Source organism: Desertihabitans aurantiacus, from assembly GCF_003344635.1.
In the GTDB taxonomy this organism is placed as follows: Bacteria; Actinomycetota; Actinomycetes; order Propionibacteriales; family Propionibacteriaceae; genus Desertihabitans; species Desertihabitans aurantiacus.
The window spans coordinates 1-7,537 of sequence record NZ_QPKK01000193.1; the positions used below are offsets into that span (position 1 = coordinate 1).

The window sequence follows — 7,537 nt, forward strand, 5'->3', positions numbered from 1 at the left end:
CGCGAGCTCGGCCCCGGCGTCGCCGAGGCGCTGGGCCGCACGGCCGACCTGCTCCGCGCCGACGCCGACGTCCTCGACGAGCTCGCCGCCGAGGTCGACCCCGGCACCACCCCCGACTGCACCGCCCTGGCCGCCCTCGCCCCCGCCGTCCGCCACCGCGTGCTCCGCCGCTGGCTCCTCGCCCACGGCTCGCCCCAGCCGACCCGCCAGCACGTCCTCGCCGTCGACGCCCTCCTCACCGACTGGCACGGCCAGGGCCCCGTCGACGTCCCCGGACTGTCGGTCCGCCGTGACGCCGGCCGCCTCCACCCCTGCTGAGCCTCGCCCGTCCCCCGAGGTGGGGCGTTCCCACCGGTCGACCACCGTGCTGGAAGCACGGCAGTCACTGATCGACCCGGCCCCTGTCTCCTGGTCGTCCTGCCGGTTGCGACCAGCCGACCCTCCGCGGCCCCGATCTCGCGCCGCGACCATGGGTGGCCACTGATGCTCCCGCGTGCTCGCGCCCTACGGCGACCGCGGTCGTGACGAGGCGACCACCGGTGCACCGACGCGCACGGAACCGCCGGAGTGGAGCCGATGCGGTCGGTCGGGCCACCGCCGGTGGCCGTCACCGAGGGACTGCGGCGCAGCGGAGGTAGAGCAGGCAGGGCACCGAGTGCCACACCGGTCTGTCGGCGGCGCCTGCTGGTTCGGCAGCGGCGACCAGGCTGAGACCGGCATCCGCCAGGCCGTTGAGGTAGGTGCTCAGGGTCCGGTGGTGGGTGGTGGGTGGCAGCGCGTCGTGGGAGCGCTGGGGTGCGGGCACCTCGCCCTCGGTGAAGTACTGCCCGACAACCCGCTGCACCGAGCCATCGCGGTGGTCCAGCAGCTCCCCGGCCCTCGGCGGCTTGAAGCAGGGGTGGTTGATCGAGCACACGAACCAGCCGTGTGGTCGGAGCACCCGCCGTACGGTGCCGAGGGTGGCGCCGAGGTCGGGGATGTCCATCAGGGCCATGTGGCACACGACTCCGTCGAAGGACGCATCCGGCACCTCGTCCAGGGTCTGTGCGTCGCCGAGGAGGTACCTGATGCCGAGTGCTGCTCCCGCCTCATGGCGACGGGCCAGATCGACCAGCTTCGCCGACGTGTCCACGCCGGTCACGGTCGCGCCTGCCCGGGCGACCATCCGCGCGTCCCGACCCTGACCGCAGGCCAGGGACAGCACCTCCAGGCCTGCGACCGGACCGATCAGGTCGAGCAGGGTCCGGTCCGGCTGCTGATCGACCCAGGCGTCGTAGGCCTCGGCCACCTCGTCATAGCCCGCGTCCCCCATGGCCACGAGACGAGCCTAGGTGCTGGGTTTCCGGCGTCCCGCGGCCGGCGTCCTCGCCAGGGCCGGAACCACCGAGGGGTGTTCGCGGCGTCTGAACGCCTCGGCCGTTCCGCTCGCGGGCTCCTCACACGCCGGACGTTCGACCCGGCCGCGACCAGTTCGTCGCCCACCACCCCCGTGTGGTTGGGTGGGCGCGTGGACGCAGCCGACATCTCCTCCGACCTGACGACGGTGCTCTACACCGAGGAGCAGGTGCAGCAGCGGCTGACCGAGCTCGCCGCCCAGATCGACGAGGACTACGCCGGTCGCGACATCCTGCTCGTGGGCGTGCTCACCGGTGCGGTGATGGTGATGGCCGACCTGTCCCGCGGCCTGCGCAGCCACTGCGAGATGGACTGGATGGCCATCTCCTCCTACGGCTCGGGCACCCAGTCCTCGGGCGTGGTGCGGATCCTCAAGGACCTCAACACCAACATCGCCGGCCGGCACGTCCTCGTCGTGGAGGACATCATCGACACCGGTCTGACGCTGTCCTACCTCGTCTCCAACCTGCGCTCCCGCGAGCCCGCGAGCCTGGAGATCATGACGATGTTCCGCAAGCCGGAGGCCCAGTCGAACCAGGTCGAGGTCAAGTACGTCGGCTTCGACATCCCCAACGAGTTCGTGGTCGGCTACGGCCTCGACTACGACGGGCGCTACCGCAACCTCACCAGCGTCGGGACGCTCGCCCCGCACGTCTACAGCTGATCGTCGCCCGCGCGGGCGGGTAGGACCCAGATGCTGGTTCCCTCGGCCGGGTAGGGTGCGTGTGCTCCGTCGACCCGGGGCACCCCTTCACGAGGCAGGTCATGAACTTCCAACGCATCCTCCGTGGGCCCTTCCTGTGGATCATCCTGGCGATGATCGTGGTGGTGCTGGCCCTGGACTTCTTCGACTCGTCGAACTCGTACCAGACCCGCCCGACCTCCGAGGTGGTCGCGCTCATCAACGGCGACGAGCAGCTGAACAGCGTGACGCTGCGCGACGGCGAGCAGCAGATCCTGGTCGAGAAGGCCACCGGTGAGGACAACCGCGTCAAGGCCGTCTGGGTGGGGAACCAGAGCCAGCAGATCATCGACCGGCTGAACCAGCGGGTCGCCGACGGGACGCTGCGCGAGTACGTCGGTGAGAACCCGCAGCCCAGCTTCTTCGGGACGCTGCTGACGACGCTGATCCCGTTCATCATCATCGGCGCGCTGTTCTTCTTCCTCATCAACTCGGTGCAGGGCGGCGGCGGCCGGGTGATGCAGTTCGGCAAGTCGAAGGCCAAGGTGGCCAACAAGGACACCCCGAAGTCGACCTTCGCCGACGTGGCCGGCGTGGAGGAGGCCATCGAGGAGCTGCAGGAGATCAAGGAGTTCCTGGCCGAGCCGGCGAAGTTCCAGGCGGTCGGGGCCAAGATCCCCAAGGGCGTCCTGCTCTACGGCCCGCCCGGCACCGGTAAGACGCTGCTGGCTCGTGCGGTGGCCGGCGAGGCCGGGGTGCCGTTCTTCTCGATCTCCGGCTCCGACTTCGTGGAGATGTTCGTCGGTGTCGGTGCCTCCCGGGTGCGCGACCTGTTCGAGCAGGCCAAGGAGAACGCGCCGGCGATCGTCTTCATCGACGAGATCGACGCCGTCGGACGCCACCGCGGCGCCGGCATGGGCGGCGGCCACGACGAGCGTGAGCAGACCCTGAACCAGCTGCTGGTGGAGATGGACGGGTTCGACGTCCGCGGGGGCGTCATCCTCATCGCCGCCACCAACCGGCCCGACGTCCTCGACCCGGCGCTGCTGCGCCCTGGCCGGTTCGACCGGCAGGTGTCGGTGGAGGCCCCCGACCTCAACGGCCGCCTGCAGATCCTGCGGGTGCACGCCCAGGGCAAGCCTGTCGACCCGTCGGTCGACCTGTCCTCGGTGGCGCGCCGCACCCCCGGCTTCACCGGTGCCGACCTGGCCAACGTGCTCAACGAGGCGGCCCTGCTGACCGCCCGCAGCAACCGCCAGTCGATCACCGACGCCGACATGGACGAGGCCATCGACCGCGTCATCGCCGGGCCGCAGAAGCGCACCCGGCTGATGAACGAGCGGGAGCGGCTGATCACCGCCTACCACGAGGGCGGCCACGCCCTGGTCGCGGCGGCGATGCCCGGCACCGACCCGGTGCAGAAGCTGACGATCCTGCCCCGCGGCCGTGCGCTCGGCTACACCATGGTGATGCCCGACGCCGACAAGTACTCCAACACCCGCGGCGAGCTGCTCGACCAGCTGGCCTACATGCTCGGTGGGCGCGCCGCGGAGGAGCTGGTCTTCCACGACCCGACCACCGGCGCCAGCAACGACATCGAGAAGGCCACCAAGGTGGCCCGGGCGATGGTCACCCAGTACGGCATGAGCTCGCGGATCGGCGCGATCCAGCTCGGCTCGGGCAACCACGAGCCCTTCCTCGGCCGCGAGATGGGTGGCGGCGGTGGCGTCGACTACTCCCAGGAGATCGCCGCGGTGGTCGACGCCGAGGTGGCTGCGCTGATCAACAACGCCCACCAGGAGGCCTTCGACGTCCTGTCGACCAACCGGGAGGTGCTCGACGAGCTGGTCCGCCAGCTGTTCGAGAAGGAGACCCTCGGCCGGGCCGAGGTCGACAGCATCTTCGCCGCCCTGCAGCGCTGGCCCGAGCGCGGCCCGTGGACGGGTTCCGACACCCGCGTCCCCTCGACCGTGCCGCCGGTCCGCCCGCCGCAGACCAACGGCTCCCACCCGGAGGTGGAGCACCCGGCCGGCGGCGCCGCGCTGCCCCCGGGGCACCACCCCGGTGAGGACGAGCGGCCCGGTGGCGAGCCGGGCGGTCTGCCCGGCTGGCCGCAGCAGCCTCCGGGTGGGCTCGGTCCGGAGGGCCCGCGGGGTCCGCAGGGTCCCCTGCGCTGAGGGCCGGCGTGAGCGCGCACGAGGAGCAGTCCGTCCCCATGCCGCCGTCGAGCGGTGACGGGGTGGTGGAGCGGTCCCAGTCGACCCCGCCCGAGCCGGGGGTCGCCCCCGGGTTCGACCACGCCCGGGTCGAGGCCGCGGTCCGCGAGCTGCTGATCGGGATCGGCGAGGACCCCGACCGCGACGGCCTGCTCGACACCCCCGCCCGGGTGGCCCGCGCCTACGCGGAGATGTTCTCCGGGCTGCACTCCAACCCCGCCGAGGTGCTGAGCACCACCTTCGAGCTCAGCCACGACGAGATGGTGCTGGTCAGCGACATCGAGGTCTGGTCCTGCTGCGAGCACCACCTCGTCCCGTTCACCGGACGCGCCCACGTGGGCTACATCCCCGGTCCGGACGGCCGCATCACCGGTCTGAGCAAGCTGGCCCGCCTGGTCGACCTCTACGCCAAGCGCCCCCAGGTGCAGGAGCGGCTGACCACCCAGATCGCCGACGCCCTGGTCCAGCACCTGTCGCCGCGCGGGGTGATCGTGGTGATCGACTGCGAGCACCTCTGCATGACGATGCGGGGCGTCCGGAAGCCGGGCTCGCGGACGGTGACCTCTGCGGTGCGCGGACAGCTGCGCGACCCGGCCACCCGAGCCGAAGCCATGTCCCTCATCGCGCGGTCATGACCTCGGTGCGCGGGCTCGGGTGGCCGGGCCGCACAGCGGTCCCGGGCACGCCGTGGGCGTCACCGTCCACGAGCCCGGCTGACGGCGGGGGAAGAGCCAGCGCGTCCCCGGATGGGTCAGCCGGTGCGGGCGCGGGGACGGCTGGTGAACTCTTGCGGGTGATCGGGATCCTCAACGTGACGCCGGACTCGTTCTCCGACGGCGGGCGCTACCTCGACCCGGCGCGGGCGGTCGAGCACGGGCTGCGGCTGGCCGAGGAGGGGGCGTCCCTCGTCGACGTCGGCGGGGAGTCGACCCGGCCGGGGGCGGAGCGCGTGCCGGAGGAGGTCGAGCTGCAGCGGGTGCTGCCGGTGGTCACCGCGCTCGCCGAGGCCGGGGTGGTGGTGTCGGTGGACACCATGCGGGCCTCGGTCGCCCGGGCCTGCGTCGAGGCGGGCGCGCGGATGGTCAACGACGTCTCCGGCGGGCTGGCCGACCCCGCGATGCTGCCGGCCGTCGCCGGGCTCGACGTCGACTACGTCGCCATGCACTGGCGCGCCCACTCCACCGAGATGGGCTCGCGCGCCCGGTACACCGACGTGGTGGCCGACGTGGTCGCCGAGCTGTCCGCCCGCGTCCGGGCCGCCCTCGAGGCCGGGGTCGCCCCGGAGCGGCTGGTGCTCGACCCCGGGATCGGCTTCGCCAAGGACGCCGGGCACAACTGGCGCCTGCTCACCGGGCTCGACGCCCTCACCGCCCTGGGGCACCGCGTGCTGGTCGGCGTCTCGCGGAAACGCTTCCTCGGCCCGCTGCTGGCCGACCCCACCGGCGAGCCCCGGCCGCCGCGTGAGCGTGACGCCGCCTCCGTCGCGCTGACCACCCTGCTGGCCGAGCGTGGCGTCTGGGCCGTCCGCACCCACTCCGTGCGCGACCATGTCGACGCCGCCCGCGTCGTCCACCGCTGGACGCACCCGACCTGAGCCCGGGGACGCTGCTGCACCGCCGGTGACGCCCGTGTTCCGTCGGTCACCTTCGACTGCGCGGTTGGGCGGCCTTCGGTAGGGTCGGCCGCGGCGAAGGAGGTGGAAGATGCAGTCGTCGACCGACCTGCGGCTCGGCGTGCCCGTGCCCGACCGGGTCACCGTCCGGGGCATCCGCGCCTTCGGCCGCCACGGCGTCCTCGACTTCGAACGCGCCCAGGGACAGGACTTCGTCGTCGACCTCACCTGCTGGCTGGACTCGCCCCTGGCCGCCCAGACCGACGACCTGGAGGCGACGGTGCACTACGGTGTCCTCGCCGAGCGGGTGGTGGCCGACATCGAGGCCGAGCCGGTGGCGCTGATCGAGGCACTGGCCGAGCGGATCGCCCGCACGTGCCTCTCGTTCACGCCGGTGACGCAGGTCGAGGTCACCGTCCACAAGCCGAAAGCGCCCGTCACCGTCCAGGTGGACGACGTGTCGGTCACCGTGACAAGGAGCAAGTCGTGACCTCCCCCAACCCCTACGCCATCGACGCCGACACCCTGAGCGGGATGAAGCCGATCCGCCAGGTGGTCTTCGCCCTCGGGTCCAACCTCGGCGACCCGCTCAGCAACCTGCAGGGAGCCGTCAGCTCGCTGCGCGACACCCCCGACGTCATCGTCGTCGACGTCTCCTCGGTCTACGAGACCGACGCCGTCGGCGGCCCCGAGGACAACCCGCCCTTCCTCAACGCCGTCGTCCTGGCCGAGACGACCCTGGACGAGACCACGCTGCTGGAGCGCGCCCAGGCGATCGAGGACGCCTACGGCCGGGTCCGTACCGAGAAGTGGGGCCCGCGCACCCTCGACGTCGACCTGGTGGTCGTCGGGAACACCGTGCTCGAGCGCCCCGACCTGACCCTGCCGCACCCGCAGGCCCACAAGCGTGCGTTCGTGCTGGTGCCGTGGGCCGAGATCGAGCCCGCCGGCGAGATCGCCGGACACGGCAACATCAGCGACCTGCTCGAGCAGCTCGACACCTCCGGCGTCCGGCGTCGTGACGACCTCTCCCTCGAGGACTGACGGGGCGCCACCCCCGGTCCGGCCGACGCCGCCGAGGGTGCTCGCGGTAGCGGCCGCCCTCGGCGTGCTGGGTGCCCTCGCGCTGGCGGCGCTGTTCCGCGCGCTGGAGGCCACCCCACCGATGGTGCCGTGGCTGTCCCCGGTCGCCCTGTTCGTGCTGGTGGCCTTCGTCGGCTGGCTCGCCCGCAGCGTCCACGTCCGCGTCCAGAAGCGCCGCGAACGGGTGGAGCCGTCGCGCGCGGTGGCCTGGCTGGCCCTCGGGAAGGCGGCCGCCCTGGGTGGTGCGGTGGTGGCCGGCGGATATCTCGGCTACGCGCTCAGCTTCATCACCCGGTTGGACGCCGCGGCACCCCGGGAACGGGTGGTGTTCTCGGCCTGGTCGGTGGTGGCGGGGATCGCGTTGACGGTGGCCGGTCTGGCACTCGAACGGGCCTGCCGGGTGCCGGGGGACGAAGAAAACCCAGAAGATGCCGAAAATACCCCTTAACGTCCCTGAGCCGTCGCCGCCCGCCACTATCATCGGCGCCGTGAGCACCTCCAGCCAGCACGGCGCCTCAGTCGCACCCTCGGGACGCACCCTGTCCATCG

Annotated in this window: 9 protein-coding genes; 8 read left to right on the forward strand and 1 reads right to left on the reverse strand. The window is 72.3% G+C overall.

Annotation, left to right across the window (positions count from 1 at the left end; all coding sequences use genetic code 11):
• Positions 1-318: TilS substrate-binding domain-containing protein (locus DVA66_RS14420; RefSeq protein WP_198671779.1), on the forward strand; the 318-nt coding region annotated here is incomplete at its 5' end.
• Between the two features lie 289 nt (positions 319-607).
• Here the strand turns inward: DVA66_RS14420 and DVA66_RS14425 are convergent.
• The gene (locus tag DVA66_RS14425; RefSeq protein WP_232821968.1) at positions 608-1,312 is read right to left on the reverse strand and encodes a class I SAM-dependent methyltransferase; all 705 of its coding nucleotides are present in this window, start codon (positions 1,310-1,312) and stop codon (positions 608-610) included.
• 195 nt (positions 1,313-1,507) lie between these two features.
• On the opposite strand from DVA66_RS14425, the gene hpt reads away from it, so the two are divergent.
• From hpt to DVA66_RS14460, 7 genes are all read left to right on the forward strand, one after another.
• Entirely contained in the window at positions 1,508-2,059 is a 552-nt protein-coding gene (gene hpt / locus DVA66_RS14430) for a hypoxanthine phosphoribosyltransferase (RefSeq protein WP_114560714.1), read from the forward strand.
• Between the two features lie 101 nt (positions 2,060-2,160).
• Entirely contained in the window at positions 2,161-4,254 is a 2,094-nt protein-coding gene (gene ftsH, locus DVA66_RS14435; RefSeq protein ID WP_114560715.1) for an ATP-dependent zinc metalloprotease FtsH, read from the forward strand.
• Positions 4,255-4,292: 38 nt separating this feature from the next.
• Positions 4,293-4,928: a GTP cyclohydrolase I FolE gene (gene folE / locus DVA66_RS14440; protein ID WP_114560719.1), complete on the forward strand. Its 636-nt coding sequence runs from the start codon at positions 4,293-4,295 to the stop codon at positions 4,926-4,928.
• A gap of 152 nt (positions 4,929-5,080) precedes the next feature.
• Positions 5,081-5,887, forward strand: a complete 807-nt coding sequence (folP, locus tag DVA66_RS14445) for a dihydropteroate synthase (RefSeq protein WP_456297812.1) — start codon at positions 5,081-5,083, stop codon at positions 5,885-5,887.
• A gap of 109 nt (positions 5,888-5,996) precedes the next feature.
• Entirely contained in the window at positions 5,997-6,395 is a 399-nt protein-coding gene (folB, locus tag DVA66_RS14450; RefSeq protein WP_114560717.1) for a dihydroneopterin aldolase, read from the forward strand.
• Positions 6,392-6,949, forward strand: coding sequence for a 2-amino-4-hydroxy-6-hydroxymethyldihydropteridine diphosphokinase (gene folK, locus DVA66_RS14455; RefSeq protein ID WP_232821967.1), 558 nt, complete (start codon positions 6,392-6,394; stop codon positions 6,947-6,949). Before folB ends, folK begins: the two co-directional genes overlap by 4 nt.
• A gap of 37 nt (positions 6,950-6,986) precedes the next feature.
• The gene (locus tag DVA66_RS14460) at positions 6,987-7,436 is read left to right on the forward strand and encodes a DUF3180 domain-containing protein (protein WP_157974018.1); all 450 of its coding nucleotides are present in this window, start codon (positions 6,987-6,989) and stop codon (positions 7,434-7,436) included.
• The last annotated feature ends 101 nt before the right edge of the window (positions 7,437-7,537 follow it).